This is a genomic window from Desulfoluna sp. HI9BLuna, from assembly GCF_056829775.1.
Genome location: NZ_CP186555.1, coordinates 4,702,148 through 4,718,927, shown reverse-complemented (window position 1 = coordinate 4,718,927; position 16,780 = coordinate 4,702,148). Strand labels below are relative to the sequence as shown.

15 protein-coding genes and 1 pseudogene are annotated in these 16,780 nt (G+C 55.4%); 3 read left to right on the top strand and 13 right to left on the bottom strand.

Annotated elements, in window-relative coordinates; genetic code table 11:
* Window positions 1-213 precede the first annotated feature (213 nt).
* From ACOYW0_RS19335 to ACOYW0_RS19325, 3 genes are all read right to left on the bottom strand, one after another.
* Window positions 214-933 carry a class I SAM-dependent methyltransferase gene (locus ACOYW0_RS19335; protein ID WP_482415418.1) on the bottom strand — a complete coding sequence of 240 codons (720 nt, stop codon included), beginning with the start codon at window positions 931-933 and terminating at the stop codon, window positions 214-216.
* A 2-nt stretch (window positions 934-935) separates the two neighbouring features.
* On the bottom strand, window positions 936-1,700 hold the full coding sequence (locus tag ACOYW0_RS19330; RefSeq protein ID WP_482415417.1) for a substrate-binding periplasmic protein: 765 nt from the start codon (window positions 1,698-1,700) through the stop codon (window positions 936-938).
* A 236-nt stretch (window positions 1,701-1,936) separates the two neighbouring features.
* On the bottom strand, window positions 1,937-3,277 hold the full coding sequence (locus tag ACOYW0_RS19325; RefSeq protein ID WP_482415416.1) for an MATE family efflux transporter: 1,341 nt from the start codon (window positions 3,275-3,277) through the stop codon (window positions 1,937-1,939).
* Between the two features lie 819 nt (window positions 3,278-4,096).
* On the opposite strand from ACOYW0_RS19325, the gene ACOYW0_RS19320 reads away from it, so the two are divergent.
* Window positions 4,097-5,473: a rhodanese-like domain-containing protein gene (locus tag ACOYW0_RS19320; RefSeq protein WP_482415415.1), complete on the top strand. Its 1,377-nt coding sequence runs from the start codon at window positions 4,097-4,099 to the stop codon at window positions 5,471-5,473.
* On the opposite strand, the gene ACOYW0_RS19315 is transcribed toward ACOYW0_RS19320, so the two are convergent.
* The 7 genes from ACOYW0_RS19315 to ACOYW0_RS19285 all read right to left on the bottom strand — a co-directional run bounded on the left by ACOYW0_RS19315 (window position 5,459) and on the right by ACOYW0_RS19285 (window position 11,161).
* Window positions 5,459-6,232, bottom strand: a complete 774-nt coding sequence (locus tag ACOYW0_RS19315; RefSeq protein ID WP_482415414.1) for an SDR family NAD(P)-dependent oxidoreductase — start codon at window positions 6,230-6,232, stop codon at window positions 5,459-5,461. The two genes, ACOYW0_RS19320 and ACOYW0_RS19315, sit on opposite strands and share 15 nt — an antisense overlap.
* 86 nt (window positions 6,233-6,318) lie before the next feature.
* Complete coding sequence (locus ACOYW0_RS19310) at window positions 6,319-6,924, bottom strand: Crp/Fnr family transcriptional regulator (RefSeq protein WP_482415413.1); 606 nt, start codon at window positions 6,922-6,924, stop codon at window positions 6,319-6,321.
* A gap of 161 nt (window positions 6,925-7,085) precedes the next feature.
* Complete coding sequence (locus tag ACOYW0_RS19305; RefSeq protein ID WP_482415412.1) at window positions 7,086-8,330, bottom strand: S41 family peptidase; 1,245 nt, start codon at window positions 8,328-8,330, stop codon at window positions 7,086-7,088.
* Window positions 8,331-8,366: 36 nt separating this feature from the next.
* Window positions 8,367-9,047 carry a DUF1287 domain-containing protein gene (locus ACOYW0_RS19300; protein ID WP_482415411.1) on the bottom strand — a complete coding sequence of 227 codons (681 nt, stop codon included), beginning with the start codon at window positions 9,045-9,047 and terminating at the stop codon, window positions 8,367-8,369.
* Complete coding sequence (locus ACOYW0_RS19295) at window positions 9,044-9,388, bottom strand: VOC family protein (protein ID WP_482415410.1); 345 nt, start codon at window positions 9,386-9,388, stop codon at window positions 9,044-9,046. Before ACOYW0_RS19295 ends, ACOYW0_RS19300 begins: the two co-directional genes overlap by 4 nt.
* 56 nt (window positions 9,389-9,444) lie before the next feature.
* Window positions 9,445-10,017 (bottom strand): flavodoxin family protein, encoded by a 573-nt coding sequence (locus ACOYW0_RS19290; RefSeq protein WP_482415409.1) that lies wholly within the window; start codon window positions 10,015-10,017, stop codon window positions 9,445-9,447.
* Window positions 10,018-10,300: 283 nt separating this feature from the next.
* Complete coding sequence (locus ACOYW0_RS19285) at window positions 10,301-11,161, bottom strand: DUF4474 domain-containing protein (protein ID WP_482415408.1); 861 nt, start codon at window positions 11,159-11,161, stop codon at window positions 10,301-10,303.
* Between the two features lie 474 nt (window positions 11,162-11,635).
* Between ACOYW0_RS19285 and ACOYW0_RS19280 the strand changes: the two genes are divergently transcribed.
* A complete protein-coding gene (locus ACOYW0_RS19280; protein ID WP_482415407.1) occupies window positions 11,636-12,493 on the top strand; it encodes a hypothetical protein in 858 nt (285 codons plus the stop codon).
* A gap of 227 nt (window positions 12,494-12,720) precedes the next feature.
* Here ACOYW0_RS19280 and ACOYW0_RS19275 read toward each other — a convergent pair.
* Both ACOYW0_RS19275 and ACOYW0_RS19270 read right to left on the bottom strand, forming a co-directional pair.
* Window positions 12,721-13,137: pseudogene (locus ACOYW0_RS19275) on the bottom strand (deiodinase-like protein); the annotation flags it as partial.
* A 12-nt stretch (window positions 13,138-13,149) separates the two neighbouring features.
* On the bottom strand, window positions 13,150-13,791 hold the full coding sequence (locus tag ACOYW0_RS19270) for a hypothetical protein (protein WP_482415406.1): 642 nt from the start codon (window positions 13,789-13,791) through the stop codon (window positions 13,150-13,152).
* Between the two features lie 368 nt (window positions 13,792-14,159).
* Here ACOYW0_RS19270 and ACOYW0_RS19265 point away from each other — a divergent pair, with 368 nt between their 5' ends.
* The gene (locus ACOYW0_RS19265) at window positions 14,160-15,374 is read left to right on the top strand and encodes a glycerophosphodiester phosphodiesterase family protein (protein ID WP_482415405.1); all 1,215 of its coding nucleotides are present in this window, start codon (window positions 14,160-14,162) and stop codon (window positions 15,372-15,374) included.
* A 290-nt stretch (window positions 15,375-15,664) separates the two neighbouring features.
* On the opposite strand, the gene ACOYW0_RS19260 is transcribed toward ACOYW0_RS19265, so the two are convergent.
* Entirely contained in the window at window positions 15,665-16,777 is a 1,113-nt protein-coding gene (locus ACOYW0_RS19260; protein WP_482415404.1) for a linear amide C-N hydrolase, read from the bottom strand.
* Window positions 16,778-16,780: the final 3 nt, after the last annotated feature.

The window sequence follows — 16,780 nt, the reverse complement described above, 5'->3', positions numbered from 1 at the left end:
GGGACCAAACGCTCATAACGATTGGCAAACAAGTTTCATTTTTTTGGGCCACACAGCAACAGTGCACAGCCCCTCTCATTTTTTCTTTTATCAAGGCGCTTCTCCTCAGTCCCGTAGGGGCTGAGGAGAAGCGCCTTGATGGCCGGAAAGTTTTTGCGGAGCTTTTTTCAAAAAGCGACCCGCCGGAGGCAACCTGACTAGCTACTTTCGTGTTTACTTTCCCGCTTTAATCACCACGATGGAGGGGCGTATCCAGAAGTAGTCCGTTGTCTTTTCGTCTTCCGGGTACTCCCTGACCATGGGGGCCGGCTCCTCCACCTGCCGGATGGTAAACCCTGCGGCAATGAGGGCGTTGATAACTGTTGAGAGCGTGCGGTGGGTTTTCCTCACCCCGTCCACGAACCAGGTCTGGACCCGTTCGCCTTCGCGAAAATAATCCGTCAGGCGCCAGAACTTCCCGCCCTCATCCTCGCTGTACCCCGTGGGGTTTGCCGTGCACACCGGGTGCTCCATGGAAAACACCAGGTGGCCGCCCTCGGCCAGATCGCCATGGCACTTGGCAAAAAACGGGGTCAGGTCCTCCACGTAATGGAGGGCCATGGAGCTGACGATGAGATCAAAGGGGTCGTCAAACACCTGGTCTTCGTAGTAGCCGTGCACAAAGGCAATCCCCTTGCCCGCATGTCGGGCCGTGGCGTGGGCAAACATGTTGGCCGACGGGTCCAGGGCCACCACCGACCGCGCGTTGTGCTCCTTCAGCCAGGCGGCCTGGTGGCCGAAGCCTGCCCCGATGTCCAGGACCCTCAGGCCGGAGACATCCCCCAGCATGGGCCGCATGCAGGGCTCTTCCATCTTTCCGTTCAGGCCTGTGTCCTCAAGCCGCAACCGCTTGTACTGCTCAAAAAACGCATCGTTGTCGTAAATCATCGTCATCCTTACGGCCCCTTGGGGCAAGGAGCCCCCATGATGCCTTCCACAATCTCCCGAATCTCTCCTGTGGCCTGCATGGCCGAAAGAATCCCGTTCAACTGCTCCAGAAAATCCGCTTTAAAATAATACCGCCCGTGATCCATGCGGGTCACGCCAAGATGTCCCCACTCCCAGTGGATGGAAATGGGCTCGCCGAGGACGGCGTGTGTCCCGCCCTCGGCGTAAAGCCCCTCACCCATGAGCTGACCCAGTTCCCATGCAATGGAGAGGCGATCGTTGAGGTAGCAATCCGTTCGCCCGAGCCCGAGCTTTAAAAGGTTGATCCGGTTGCTTTTGGCCTCGGACAAAAAAACATCCCCCCGGGCCACGGCCTCGTTAAAGGCCTTTCCTCCCGTTGCATACCCGGCGTTTTTACCGATGGTCAGCCCGTAGAACCCCTCAGGCCAGCGTTGGCTGCTTCGGGTGGCAAGGACATGTTCACGGCAGAGAAGCACCTCCTCCTGCCGCAGCACCGGGATGCTGTACGGCCAGATGTACGGACGAAGCGCCGGCTTGAAATAGACGGGCACGATGGCAAAACCTTGTCCGTTTTTCAGGTAGTGCAGCCCCCGTTTCCAGGGAATGGGGAGCAGGGTCACCCGATACCCGTCCATCCGGGAAAAGGCCCGCCTGAAAATAGAGGGATAGATCCCCATGGCCCGGCCATTCACGTCATAGCTGTAGGGAGGGTAATTGTCTATACAGAACACCACCACATTCGTCGCCGCCATGGCATCATGCCAGGTTGCAAACCAGAGGATACAGGCCGCTGCAATATACACACACCACCGACACATCACATCGTCCCCGTTCTGTTTCCGGGATGTTGCCTGTGTCCAGGCCACGGGTAAGGGTTCAGCTCAAACTGTCTTTGATAAAAACAAGCTGAAGGGTTACACCACCGGCATGGACAGGTCCTTGGATTATATCAAAACAGGAACGATTACGGTACGCCCCTTCTCACTGTTCACTGCTGTATCGCGCAAGGCACCAGGGACTGCGGTTCAGCGATTGGAGAGCGCCTGTACCCCATGAGGATCCGCACAAAGAGAGCGGCGTTTACAACGGCCACGGCGGTCAGCCCAACGGCCATGCCCATCCAGAGCCCTGCGGCCTCCATGCCCTTTGCGTAGGCGAAAAAGCACCCCACGGGAAACCCCACGCCCCAGATACCGAGAAAAATATAGACCATGGGCCGAAAGGTCACCTCAAGGCCCCGCAGGCATCCCTGGACCGTCACCTGAATGGCGTCGGGCACTTGATAAAACGCCCCCACAAGAAGCAGGCCCACGCCATAACGGATCACCCGGGGATCTGCCGTGACCAGGGAAAGAATCGTTTCAGGAACGGCATAAAACAACGAGCCCATCACCGTGGCGGACATGAACCCCAGGCACAGGGTGGCCATGGCATAGGAGGTCACGGCGTGAAAATCCCTGCGCCCGAACGCCCCGGCAACCTTCACCGAAGCGGCTCCGGCCAGGGCATAGGGCACCATGTAGGTAAGGGACGAGATGTTGATGAGGATGTTGTTTGCCGCTGAAGCCGTAACCGACATCTTCCCGGCCAGCACCGTGACCAGGGAAAAGATCAGGCCGATGAGCAGCCCGTTGAGGCCGATGGGAAGGCCTTTTTTCAGGAGATGCCCCATGATCGGAAAGGAGACCTGCCGGGTGATGGTGAGCTTCCGGGCTGCATGGGCATAAAGAATAACGGCCATGAGGGTCCGGGACAGGGTTGTTGCCACGGCCGCCCCGGCAATGCCCCAGTCCAGGGTAAAGATAAAAAAGACGTTGGCCCCGACATTCACGAGGTTGAAAAACAGGATCAGGCTGTTGGCAAAGAGGGTCTTTTCCCGGGCCTGAAGATTCTCCTTGAGCACCTGGAAAATCATCACAGGGATCATGGATCCCGCACAGATCATAAGGTAAGTCACCACCAGCTCCTCAATGGCGGGAGCAAGCCCCAGTGCCGACACGCAGAAGCCCGAGGCGACAACCATCAAAGCCAGCACCGTACCGGCTAAAAATCCCAGGGCCAGGGTGGTCCCGGGCACTGCGCTGACGTCCCGCTTCTCGGCGATCATCCGTGCCTTGAGGGGACTCACGGCAAAGGTAATCCCCGTTCCGATGAGCAGAAAGGGAGAAAAAATAGCGGTGGCGATGCCGAGGGCGGAGAGGACCTCGGTGGAGTAACGCCCGGCAACCACGATGTCCCCGATGCCGAACAGCATCTGGCCCAGTTGCCCTGCGATAATGGGAAGTGAAAAAAGGAAGATCTCCTTTAAGGATCGACCAAAGGCAGGCATGTGTGCTCCTTCAAAAAAACATAAGGGAAACAAATCAATCATCGGGAGCACATAAAGGTGGGTTGAAGGGTCCCGATAATTGGATGATTATCAGGATTCCTTCGGGAAAACGCAGCCACTTTCTAAAAGAGGAGGAAGAAATCCAAAAGTAACCTCTTTTAACAACACATCGTTTCCATTTTTTTGAAGTGCCTCTTTTTACACGTACCGCTGTTTTTTTGTCAACGAAAATCACCCTGATTCGCAGGGCCAACGCATTTAAACATAAAGTGGCCTCCGGCGGGTCGCTTTTTGAATAAAGCTCTGCAAAAACGTTCCGGTGATCAAGGCCGGCCTCTTCCTCCCCCTCCCCCTGGAGCGCCGCACTCCTGTGCGGCACGGATAACGACGGACGAGTAAGCCGCGCCGGAGTGCGGCGCTCCGTTTTGGCCGATTTTTCATGATTTTTTTGCCTCCGGCGGCCCTGCCGGGGGCCAAACTTTTAAAAAGTTTGACAAACAGGTTTTAAGCAAGCCTTTCCAGGCTCCGCCGAAATAATTTCCATTTTTTCGCATTACAAAAATGAACCATGAAGACCTTTTTTGTTCAATCCGTCTTTGTGAGTCCAGGCAAACGCTCGGCCCCCGACAGAGCTGCCGGGGCATTTGGCCATCAGGCATGATGGCCAGATAGAGAAACAGCCTATAGAAACAAGCTACTGCATTCACAGGATCAATTTGACTTCGTTCCCCGTCAAGACTACACATCACAGATTTTAAGGACATTGCCACACAAGGCCCTCACCTGGGGCCTATCCACACAGCAGGAGACAGATTTGAGATGAAAAACAGATGCGCAAGCTTAGCAGCCCTGCTGCTCTTCCTTTTTGGGCTGACCGCCGAGATCCGGGCGGAACAGGCCGTACCCGTCATGGACACCCCCCAGGTCGTTGCGGCCATGGGTGCCGACGACTGGGTTATCGTGGACACCCGATTGAACAGCGCCTACAACGGCTGGAAGCTGGACGGCGTAAGCCGGAGCGGCCACATCCCGGGTGCCACGGACTTCTCTGCCAACTGGCTGAAGGTGGGCGGGGACCAGCGTGACGCGACCCTGAAAGAGATCCTTGCCACCAAGGGCATTACCCCGGACAAAAACGTGCTTCTCTACGACGCCAACGGACAGGACGCCTCCGCTGTGGCAGCCTATCTGACCTCAAAGGGCTACACCCGCCTGCACCGCTACGACATCACCGCCTGGGCAAAGGACAAAAAACTGCCCCTGGAACGCTATCCCAACCACCAGCTGCTGGTGCCGGCCGTTGTGCTCAAGGAGATCATCGACGGAAACCGTCCGGAGAGTTTTGAAAACAGCGAAAACATCATCGTGGCCGAGGCCAGCTGGGGAGAAGAGAAAAACTCCTATGCCAAAGGCCATATCCCGGGGGCCTTTCACATCAACACAGACCGCGTTGAGCCCCCCACGGAAACCGAGCCCGTCATGTGGATGCTGGCCGATGACCAGACCTTGAAAGAGATGGCCCTCTCCTTCGGGTTCACCCGGGATGCCACCGTCATCGTCACCTCGGAAGAACCCCTGGCCGCCTTTCGGGTGGCCACGGTGCTGCGATACGTGGGCGTTAAGGATGTCCGCGTCCTCAACGGCGGGACCCTCTCCTGGACCCTGGCCGGGTTCGACCTGGAAACCACGCGCCACGAACCGGTTCCGGTTATAGATTTCAAGGGTCCTGTCCCCGGCAACCCGGACGTCATCGACACCATGGAAGAGACCCGGGCCGGGCTCCGTACCCCCAAGACCTTCACCCTGGTGGACAACCGGACCTGGGCCGAGCACATCGGCGAATCCTCCGGCTATGCCTATCACAAGAAAAAGGGTCGGATTCCCGGTTCGATCTTTGGCTACGCAGGCAAAAAGAACGCCTACAGCATGGAGTACTACCGAAACCCGGACAAAACCATGCGAAATGCCGACGAAATCCTGGCCCTGTGGAAGGGCCAGGGCATCGACACCACCACCCACCTCTCCTTCATGTGCGGCAGCGGCTGGCGTGTGGCCGAGATCTACTACGACGCCGATGTCATGGGGCTCAAGGACATCGGCATCTTCAGCGACGGATGGATCGGCTGGAGCAACACCCCGGGTAACCCCGTTGAAACCGGCCTGCCGGAAAACACCGCGTCGTCAGTTCGTCGTTAAGCCCCCGTCCACCGGGAAGATCCCCCCGGTAATCCACCGGGCCTGATCCGACGCCAGAAACGCAGCCAGATGGGCGACATCTTCCGGGTCGCCCAGGGCCTGCATGGGATAGATCGACCGGACCATGGCCTTGAACCGATCCTTTGCACCCTGGTCAAGCCGCTCCATGTTTTTCTCGACCTGGGGCGTGGTGACGGTGCCCGGGGCAATGGCATTGACCCGGACGCCCTTGGGCCCCAGTTCAAAGGCAAGGGCCCTGGTAAAGGACTCCAAGGCCCCCTTGGTGAGGGAATACGCCGTGGACGGCCTGTCCGGAAGCATCCGCCGCGCAAAATACGAAGAGACATTGATGATGTTGCCCCGGGACGCCAGCAGGTCCTCCAGAAAGACTTGGCAGATGGCATACGGGGCACAGACATTCAGTGCGAGATGATACGCCAGCAGGGATTCGTCGGTCTCCTCAAAGGGAACGAACCGGGCGATCCCTGCATTGTTGACGATGATGTCAATCCTCATACCATGGTCAGACACCAACCCGGCAACGCCCGTCACCTCATCCCTGTTGCTGATATCCGCCGCAACCGCGAGCACATCCACAGGGTACTGCCCAAGGCTCTTTTTCCTCCGCTTCAGCTTCTCCGGGTCCCTTCCAATAAGCACAAGATGAGCCCCCCGGGCCGCAAAGGCCGTGGCAATGGCAAAACCGATGCCGTCGCTCCCTCCGGTGATAAGGGCTGTTTTACCGCGTAACGATTCCATGGATCGCCTCCTCTTTTTTGCTATCGTGAATCATGCGAACTGCACGGGCAGGATAACGAAAAGAGAAAAACGATCATTAACATAGGTTAAGACGTGATCTTTTTTTTAATCCGGGAGAGGGACACATTGGTCATGCCCAGGTAGGATGCCAAGTGATAATCCGGAATGCGTTCGGTCAGGTCGGGATGATCGGTGCGAAAATCAAGGAACCGCTCGGTTGCCGATTTCATGAGAAAATCATGCTCCCGGAGAAACTTCTCCCCTGCCAGGGATTCGGCATAAGGCAGGGCAAAATGTTCCCAGCACCGGTGCGTGGAGAGCCACCGGTAAAAGGCGTCAAAACCGCAGACAGAGACCTGGAGATCTTCCAGGGCCGAGATGCTGAAGAGGCTCCCCTTTTTCCGGGCATAGGGCGCCACCGGCCAGAGAAGCTGTCCTTCCCGGAAAAAGCCCTTGTTAAACTCACGCCCCTGGCTGTCCGTATAGTACAGCCGAATCATCCCCTTGCGGATATAATACACCCGACCCCATAAATCTCCGGCCAGGACCAGGATGGTGCTGCGTGGGTAACGCCTTTGGATAAACAGGCTTGAAATCTCTTCCACCCCATGGGCCGGGAGGTGCCGGGCATCGCCCAGGGCTTCTGTCAATGTATCGATAAGTGATGGCATGGGAAAATGTGGCAATGTCATGACCTCAGCCTGCAACGGTTAAGCCATCAATGGTTTGATGCACATAAAAAAAGCCTCCGGCGGCCCTGCCGGGGGCCAAACTTTTGAAACGTTTGACAAACAGCTTTTAACTAACAGATTCAGGCCAATCAACATGACAGAAGGCAACGTGACACCATATATTATAAAACCTTCAATTGGTTCAAAAGGTATTCTGCGGCCTTGTGGAGTTGGGCGTCCTGCCCGCCACAGTAGGGAACCTCAAAGGGGACCTCGATATCCGGCGCCACCCCGGTTCCTTCGAGATCCACCCCGTCGATGCGGCACCCCTGGACGGCAAGAAAAAGAAGGGCCTTGTTGGAAAGCGGGAACAATCGTCCTGCCAGGCTCTGGCCTGCCGTACGCTCTCCGATGACCGTGGGTGCGCCGTGTTTTTTGGCGCCAAAGGCCAAGAGCTCCTTGCCGCTGCGGGTGTAACCGTTCACAAGGTAGACGGCGGGCTTGCGCCACTGGGTGTCCACCCTGTTTCTGTTCCCCTCTCTGTCGATGACCTCCAGCACCGGAATGTTCCGGTTAAAGATGTTGAGATACGAGGGCCACGCCCCCCCAAGGCCATAACGCAGATCGATGATCAGGGCATCGGCATCTTTCAGCGGGCCCCAGGCCAGGGCGTCTCGCAGGGCTTTGTGATACTCTTCCCCGGCATAGGAATAGATATGGATGTAACCGATGCGGCGGCCACCCTTTTCCATCACGCGAACGCTGGCCTTCTGCGCCTCCAGCATCTCCTCGTTGGGGTTCATGAGCACCGGCTGCATCGTCACCGAAAATGGCGCCGTGGCTTTTTTTCGCCTCACCTCGAACACCGCATCGGTGCCCACCAGGGGCCTTAAGGATGCTACTGGGGTAAACAGCTCGCCGTTCACGGAGAGGATCTCATCGCCCTTTAAGATCCCGGCTTTTTCGGCGGCGCCCCCGGCAAGGAGGCTCGCCACATGGACCCGCCCCCTGATCCGTTGGGTAAAGACCCCAACCGTGGGGTAGAGCACCCCCTTTTCAGGAAACAGGGCCCCGATCTCAGGTATCCTGGAAAAAAGGGCGGCCAGGTAGTAATACTCGGGATCATCCGGCGTTAAGTAACAGGTATGGGAAGCGTTGAGTTCGCCCAGCATGGCGTTGACAAGACGGGGAATTGCCTCGGGGGAAGCCCCCAGGATCTGCGGCCGGTATTGCTCTTTGATCGCCGGAAACCCCTTCTTGATGCGGAGGGGATCAAAAAAATGCGTCTCCACGATACCGGTGATCTCCGAAAACAGCTGGTCCTGCGCAGGGGAGTTCCCGGCCTGAGCGGCCCCGGCACAAAAAAAGACAGCAAGGTACGCCGTGAGTATCAGCTGCAATCGTCCATGGATCCAAGGGTGTGTCATGGTGGTTTTTCGCCCCTTGTGTCAGGGTAAATGCCGTCACTTAAGCCGATAATGCCCGATAACCTGCCACTTTCGAACCGAAATCCCCAGAACCGAAAGGCCCTCCAGGACATCTTCCTCCAGGGTGACACCAGCAGAAACACAGGGGACGTATCGCATGTTGTGGATGACGAACGGAAACCCGTCCCGGCGTTTTTTATTGCCCGCCATGCCGATGTGAAGATGCTTTTTCGACCCCGTGTGCCAGATTACGATATCCCCGGGCTGCCAGTCGCCGGGGTCTTTCAGCTCTGTTGAAAGGGATGCCCACTGCCGCTTAAAAAAAGTCCGAAGGATCCAGACCCGTCTGTGGTCGCTGTATCTGTCCGGGGTCTTGACGCCATAGGCCCCCATGTGGGCCACCACATCCTCATGGACTGCCCTTTGCAGGTCAACGCCCCCGCGCCGAAGGGCCCGCACCACCAGATCCGCACAGACGCCTTCCCGAGGGTTGACGTCGCCCCCCGGGTAAACCGGAGCCCCCGTGTCTTCTCCCCCCTTGTAGGTGGGAGGAAAATAGCGGCTCAGCATCTCCGTGTTGTACGCCGTCTTGTTTGCGATCTCTCCATAGGCGCCCGCCACCATGTCGTCCACGGGGCCGGCAGCGCCATCTGCTATAAAGACAAGGGATAAAAATAAAACCGATAGATATGTCTTGATACGAATGCCACCCATCATGCTGTTCCGGGTCGGTCACAGACCGGTTCGCTTGTGTATTGCATCAACTCCACCGGCGCTCCATTGACTTCAATGAAGGCCACGATCAGCCCTTCACTGGGCGAATTGGGATGGATAATCACTTTTTTGCCCTTAATTTCTGCCTGCAGGTCATCCACTTCAAAGGCCACATGGGGAACGGTCTTGACCAGTTCCGGGTACGGGGCATTCTCCCAATAGCGTTGCCACTGGATGCCATAGGGATTGTTCTCATGATCAGAGACTGTCATGTGCAGATGAGGCAAATCTATTTCCCCTTCAAACCTGCCTTCCGTAGGTATTCCAACATGATTGAATTTCATCTTCCTCCTCGTTTGCCCCTCCCGAAGCCATTCTTATAAAAATCGATGTCATCGATTCAACCCACGAACACCCCGGCAAGTTCTTCAGCCTTCGCCAGGATCTCTTGGCGGTTCATCACATCGTCCGGGCGGGTCAGGCCGCACCCCCGAATCGAGTACCCCTCTTTAAACCCATGGGTTTGAAAAAAGAAATGGTATTTGGGAAACACATCGGCAAACATGTTTTCATCCGGTTGGCCCTGGGTCGTGATCATGACGAATTTTTTACCGGGGGCCAGCCTGCTCGGCCGTGCCTTGGTGTGGAACTCTGGGACATAAAATGAGTAAGTGCGATCCATAAAGCCCTTCATCTGGGATGTCACATCCCCGTAGTAAATCGGGGATGCCATGACCAGCACATCGGCTGTTACGACATCCTCCAGAACCGGCCTCAAATCATCATCCAGGACACAGGTATCGGATGTGGTCTTGCACCCCATGCAGGCCTGGCATCCCTTGTACGTGAGCTTGTTAAGGGCATGCGTCGTGGTTTCGGCACCCCGGTTCGTTGCTGTCTCCATGAATCGTTTTGCTATGGACGCACTGTTTCCACGGTACCTCGGACTTCCCGTCAGGCAGACAATTTTCATGTGATATTCTCCTTTCAGGCGCTTATGCAAAAAAACGGTTCTTGTGGGCATCAGAGTAAAAAATGCATCAGCCTGCTCACCAAGATACACGTCATGCACTTTTTTCATAGGAGAAAATGATTCCTCATCAAAAAAGCCGTTATCCTTGATAAAAACCGAATATCAGGAGGCATTGACACCCATGATACCCTTGCAGCCAACCAAAAAAGCCGCAGCTCGGTACCCCGTGCCACGGCTTGACGCGCCTCGTTCCTATGGTAACGCCTGGGCGGTTTTCTGATTGTTAATCCGCAACAATCTTTTTGAGCTGGTTGTACAGGTGCATGCCGGACCAGAAATCCCTGCTCAGGGCCTCGGCAATGCTCTCCGGGCTGAAATTCTCAAACCCCAGGGACGCCTGGATGTCCAGCACCACGTCAACCCGGACCCTGTTTGCGGCCAGAACGATATCCAGCTTGTCCTGATCCCATGGCTGAGGGTTTCTGGGGGTCGAAAAAACAAAGCCCACGGTTCTTCCCTCACACCACACACGGTCTCCGGCATCACAGTATCCCAGCCTGTAGAGTGCCTCTGCAAAGGCTTCGGCCATGCCTTGGGAGTGAAACGTGATCTCAATGTCTTCAAGGGTCAGCTGGTCGGGACGGGCGAACACGCCGGGCTTGAACCCTGTGAGCCACCAGTGCCGTCCGCTCACCGAGTACTCCGGCACACCCTGGTTCTTCATGGTAAAGGCAATATCGAGTTCCTCTTCGGTGTCCGCGCACCGGTAATGGTCTTCCCCGGCGATATTCAGCTTTGTTCCCACGTAAAAACCGATTTCCGCTCCGATGGCCGAGAAATACTGCCCTTTCCAAAGCTCAACCATATACCTCTGGCCGTCGTATTCAAACCGCACCGGCTCCACATCGATAACCATGCCCAGGGGCGCCGCGCATTTGTCGTAAATGTTGTTGTAACCGAACTTACGCTGGAGGGCGTGGTGCCGTGTCATGTAGATATCTTGATCGTCATTGTATTCAAACCCGGCGGCATACACGGTACCGGCCAGTAATTTATAAGTACACTCTGAGTTCCCGGCGCTTGAAATAACAGGTACCAGAAGAACAGACACCGCAAACAGGCAAATCGACGCAAACCGTTTCATCACAACCATCCTCTCTGAAATTTACAATAGAATTAAAACCAAACCACACATAGAGAAAAACACCCCACAAGCACAAGCAGCACACAGACCATACGGTTTAGCTTTATTTTACAACGCGTTATATCGCTTATCCCTAAAACAAAAACGATAGCCCACCCGCAAAATTACTAAACAACCGCAAAGCACCTTGCCCCAACATTACTACATGAATAATTCAATTCTATCCAACAAATACCTGCATATGTCAAGGCAGTCGTCGATGAAAACCAAGAAAGCATAGAGCCTGTCCCCTTTGCTTCTTTTCCATTATCAACCATGACTTGCCCCCACGAGGAATTTGGCGTAAGACAGCGTCAGCTTGAAAAGCAAACGGAAAGGGACGTCATTGCCTTTCAAGCCCCACTGATGTCAAAGGCGCAGGAAAAGCAGACCTGGGCACAAAGCAAAGAGCCCATGCCCCGGGATGCCTTGGTTATGACTGTATTTACAAGTAAGGATAACGAGCAGATGTGTGACGAAGCAGAATTGAACGATGATGAACATCAGGAGGAAGAAGCCACCCCTTCGGATCTAGGCCTCATCTACCCGGCCTCTATCCTCTCCGGGGCAGTCAACACAGTCGTGGCCCACCTGATGATTTTCTGCATCAGGTATTGGTGGGTGGTCTTAGGGCTGTTCGGAGCCGTTGCGGCGGCAGGATGGCACCATGGGACCCGGGCAGGATTTGATTCTGCGCTGGTATTCATAGCTCTGACGGCTTGTTTAACAGTTCCCCTGGGGCTTGCCCTGGCCTATGTTGCAGGCTGCTTTTTTATGACGGCTTTTTTCGCCAGGGAAGCCGAAGCCCGGGTCTGGGGCCAGGCATTGTGGTTTGCCGTGGTCACCAACAGCCTTATTTGCACCAGCCTTCAGGATACCCTCTTTTTCCGTGAGTTGCCCTTTGCAACCTGGGCGTTGACCTTCATGACAATCGCCTTCATGGTCGGCGCAGGGGCCCTGGCAATAAAAATGGATAAATCCCCCCGTACGGCCCGAATCATGACCGCAGTGGGAGTCCTCACCTTCGCCCTTGCCTTTTACGAGAACTTCGGGCCCCTTTCGGAAACCGTCATCCCCATGGAAAACATCCAAAGCGACAGGTGCTCGATCAGCTACAGCAGCCGTGGTCCCCGGGAGGAGTATCTCTCCTGCGACGTCCACTTTACCCTCCAGGGAAGAGAATACCTCTTCAGGCAATACTCTCGGGCCCTCGACTATTCGCCATACGAAACAACCGGGCTCACTGCCCTGAAAATACGCTCGGGGCTCTTCCGGCACTACGATCTTTTGTAGCAGAGCCCCTGTCGGAAAGCGAAGGGCAGTTCCAAGAAGGGTGGGAGCTGCCCCGGGTCAGGTGACGGACTCATCCGGCCGTGGCTGTATTAGGGCCATGCCAAGAATAAATTACACATGACGGGATCATCCCATAAGTCCTCAGCATGATTTATTGATCGCTGCTTAGACACACAACGAATTTATGGCGGAATATCGTTATATATTAGTATCTTAGGGCATAGCCCTTAATTACTGCTCACATACCTTGAAAGCTCCGTTTCAAGTTCCTCGGGAGAAAACCCGTAGGGCCCCAGGCCGCTGTCGTATGTCACCCGACCTTCCTTATCGATAAAGTATATACGGGTCGGCCAGCCCACATAGGCCTGGTTGATGCTGTTGTCCATGTTGTCCACATAAACAGGCATATCATCCAGCAACCTCGCCTTGCAGGCGGTGGCAACGGCACGTCGCTCCTCAATGGTCCCGGGTTCCTTCGTGTCGTAGGAAGGATAAGGGTTGGAAAGGACGGAGACAAGCCGCATAAACTTGGTCTCTGCCAGCCACCACTTATCCGTTGGGTGTGCTTCGCGCACATAAATCATGAGAAAATCGATATCATCACGGTATTTTTTATACACAGGCAGGAAACGCACGGTTCCCTCAGAAAAAGGCGGTCAGCTGCAACTCCCAAAGAGCAGGACCACCGGCCTCTTCCCCCTGAAATCGGACAGGCGAACCGATTTGGCCCCCGTGTAATCCCACACCTCGAAATCTGTTGCCATCTCACCGACCTTGGGCACATTGGCATTGTGCGTGTGCTGCCAGACCGCCACCTCTTTGTGCCGCCAGTAGATTGCCTTGTAGTTGACACTGAACCCCACAGAAACCAGGTCCCGTCCCTCCCACACGGTAAACCCGAAAACCAGAGCAGCACTCAGTGCCAGGCCGCTACGCATAAAGCGGCCGGTTTTCTTGGCCTTCAAATCATCAAGGCCGGTTGTCATGGTGAGGATACAAAAGATGGCAACAGGACAGGCCAAAACGGCAATCCAGTAGGAGAGGCCGAACAAGGGGAGGACAAAGGCAACCCCTGCAGCGACCATCAACCAGCACATCCAGCGTTTATTTCTGGTCTCCCGGTTGATTACCAGCCCGACCCGGCCGGCCCACTTCCCGAACCTCTCTTTTCCAGAGAGCAGCGCTATCCCGCTCACAAGCAGGTAAAGGCACAGCAATAGCTGCGCGATGGAGAGAAATGCCTGAGTGCCATAGGAGATTCCGGCCAGGCCCAAATATTTCACGACCATTGGATCCATAATATTTTCTCTTTGTTTTGATTTTTGAAATGAACATTTGGGAACCCCCTTCGAACATTCGAAGGCCCAATGTTATTACAATTTTGTAGCATATCACATATCAAACATCACGAAGTTTCCGTCACCCGCCGCGTCCTGTGAAGCTTCTTTGCTACCCATTCTTTAGCCAAAACCACGGAGCCATTATCTAACACCGTTTACTATTGACCGCTATTTCTCCTTATGCCAATAGGTCTTTAACTTAATTTTCAAAGGAGTAGTAGATTATGGAAAGAAGAAAATCATGTAGTATTCTTATGGTGTGTTGCCTGGCATGTTTGCTCTCTTCAATAACGAGCTTTGCTGAAGAAAGGATGGCGCCCCCCGCCATGACAACCTGGATGCCTGAGACCGGCCAAAGCCATCAAATCGGCTACCTCTCTTCCCATGGAGGGCTCAACTGGATCCCGACCTGGACAGTGGAGAAAGATCAGGCACCGGGTTCCATGCTTGAAACCTGTCCCATTGACCTCGCCAAAGGGCAATATGCGGTCCTGTTCCAGGTATGGCACAAAGAATATGACGGGGTTCGCCTGGGCGAACTGCGGGCGTGGTCCGGCTCGGAGCTCATCGCCTCCTCTCCCCTCATCAGCCGGGAATTCCCTTCGTACCGTGATGGCGGATTTCAGCGAGCCATCCTTGAGGTGGACCTGGCAGAGCCCGCGTCAGATGTCCGCTTTGAGCTCTACTACGGGGGCGGAAACACTTACATCTGGACAGGAACAGTCAACCTCAGCGCCATTGAAACCCGGCGCCCCTTTTACAACATCGCCCACCGGTGCAGCACCATCGACAAGGTCAACCGCATGGTGGATAAAAACGCCAATGCCATTGAGTTTGACCTGACACCGGTGGAGGAAAACGGCACCATCGGCTTCAAGGTGTACCACTCCGGCGATATCTGCTTTACACCTGCGTCGCGCTTTGACGACTTCCTCCTGAACCTCAAAGCCCATATCGACAAACGGAACATCGCCCTTATCGAGCTCGACTGCAAGCAGGACAAAGATATTGACCCGGCAGACTACGCCCGGACCCTGGCCCGACGGCTTATGGACGCAGGCATCCCCGCACGCCTCGCCGTTTTCTCCGTTCCCCGTGACCAGGCTGCGATTATTAACGACGTGCTTAAAAAAGAGGATGCGGACGGCCACATTCTCTACAATGCGGGTATCGACTCCTACCTTCAGGATTACTCAGGCCTTACCCCCGATACCTGGGCTGAAAAGGTAGAGGCCATCGGTTCCACATTTATCGGGGTAGGGGCAAGCAGCGTCCACCCCTCGTCCATGCCCAGCTGGATGTCCTGGGTTCAGGCCATGACCAACATGCGGGACGCCAACGGACACTTCAAAAAAAGCTACTACTGGACCCTGAACCGAAAGGCCTCCATGCGGTCATGCCTCGACTACGGAGTGGACGGGGTGATCACCAACTTTCCGGACCGCATGGATGAGGTCCTCGATGAGGAGCCCTACTCCCTTCTCTTCAGGCGTGCCACCCAGGACGACTCCCAGTTCGAGGTCCACGGGTTCCACAAATAATCAATTTCAAAAGGAGACAGGCTCCTAATGTTAACCATCGTCAAACACCTTTAACCACCCGTAAAACCCTGCCGGGGCTCCACGTAACCCGTTTGTGCCCCGGCGTTATTCAAAACGTTCATATGATGGGTATTCAAACGGGGACAGGCTCTTTTTGCCATTGCCATAAAAAAACGTGGCAACCGGGCGAAAGTCCATCGCCCTGTTGCCACGCTGTCCACGAGCCTCAGGCTACACGAGAAAGGCCCCGGCAAGTGGCCGGTCACATGCCCTTCCCATGGGGAGTCCCCCTATACAGAGGGTGTGATGTCTTTGACATCCTGCTCTTTTTTGGTATCGAGGGTGATGTGCCAGATCTTCTTCCTGGTAAAATCGATGCGATCCAGATCGACTTTTCGCACGCGCCGGTCGTGCTGCGTGTGGAAATATAGGATTTTATCATGCTGATCCCAGGCCGTGGTCCAGAGGGTTGCGCTCCTCATCCCTTTGAGGTCGACACCCTCGCTGTCAGAGCCTTCTGCGGAACCCAGGGGAAGGTTGAAGTTGTCGAGGATCCGGAACAATTCATAAACCGTCTCTTGGGAGTCCTTGGTAGGCCGGGCGGTCTGGGTCCAGGCCACGGCCCTTACAAAGCGGGAAGGCGGGGTGAAGTCACCGGGAAGCCCGATCATGCCACTGCCCCCGCCCAAGGGACGAAAGTCAAGTTCCTCTATGGTCTTATTCGGGATGGCAACAGCGGACAGGTTCACATAGTTCCGCAGGTTGGTCATGTGCCAGTCGTAGGTGGGTGAGTTGGTGATCACCCCAAGGGGGTTATCGAAAAACCGGACCTGCCCCCTCAGGCACTCGATGACCACAGACTTGCCCGAAGGTTCGGTAACAACCCAGTGGGCATCCACTGGAATGCCCAGGGCTTTTTCCACCACAGGGACAACGCGCACCTTCTCCAGCCCTTTTTTGGCTTCGTCCACGGTGGCGTACTGTGAAAGGATGTACGACACCATATCCACGGCGGTGATGGTGTTTTTTGCCTTCGTCCGTTCATAGGCGGCATATTCGGCGGTGCCCGGATGGTAAAAGAGCCCCACCGTAAGCCCCTTCTCGTTCATGCCGTCGGCAAGAAGGTCCTTTTCAAGCATGTCCAGGCCAATAACACCGTACTTCCCTTTCCACTCTTTGCCATTGTTCCCGTCCGGCGTCGTCCCCTTGAACGCATACCCCCTGGGAACAATGGCGACCCTGGAGTCCAGGTCAAAGTTCCCCCACTCCATGGTGCGGCCATAAACGCACGAGCCGTCTTTTGCCATCAACCGAATCCCGGTGCAGGCTTCAGCCGAAGCAAAACAGAAGGTTACCAGCAGCAGCGCACCAACCAGCCATCCCGTCAATCTCTTTTCAATCATCAG